The organism is Xenorhabdus miraniensis, from assembly GCF_002632615.1.
Genome location: NZ_NITZ01000119.1, coordinates 1 through 491 on the forward strand (window position 1 = coordinate 1; position 491 = coordinate 491).

Sequence of the window (491 nt, forward strand, 5' to 3'; positions counted from 1 at the left end):
CTAACTTATCAAGCATCGATGCTTTATTAAAAAATATTTTGTAAGGATATCTGATATGGCTCGCATCCCGGAAGCAGAATTACAGCACCTGAAATCCGCGGTTCCCTTAGTTGCCGTTATCGAGCAGCAAGGGCGGCAGCTCTTTAAACGCGGTAAAGACAGGATCGTGCTGTGCCCGTTTCATGAGGAAAAAACACCCTCAATGGTGATCACGCCAGCGAAAAATCTCTATCATTGCTTTGGCTGTGATGCGGGCGGGTCGGTGCTGGACTGGGTGATGAAGACGGAGAATCTGAGCCTGCGTCATGCCTGTGAACGGTTGCGGGCGATGCTCGGCAGCAATCCGGCGGTGGAGCCGCTGGTTGAATCGCCGGAACTGATCGGTGATGTGACCGGGCAGCAGGCACTGCTGTCGCGGGGGGTTGAGTTCTATCACCATACGCTGCTGAATGCCCCGGAAGCGCAGGCCTATCTGACCCAACGGCGGCTTA

The 491-nt window shown here is 54.2% G+C and carries 1 protein-coding gene; it reads left to right on the forward strand.

Annotation, left to right across the window (positions count from 1 at the left end; all coding sequences use genetic code 11):
• Window positions 1–55: 55 nt before the first annotated feature.
• Window positions 56–491: CHC2 zinc finger domain-containing protein (locus tag Xmir_RS22355; protein WP_244171030.1), on the forward strand; the 436-nt coding region annotated here is incomplete at its 3' end.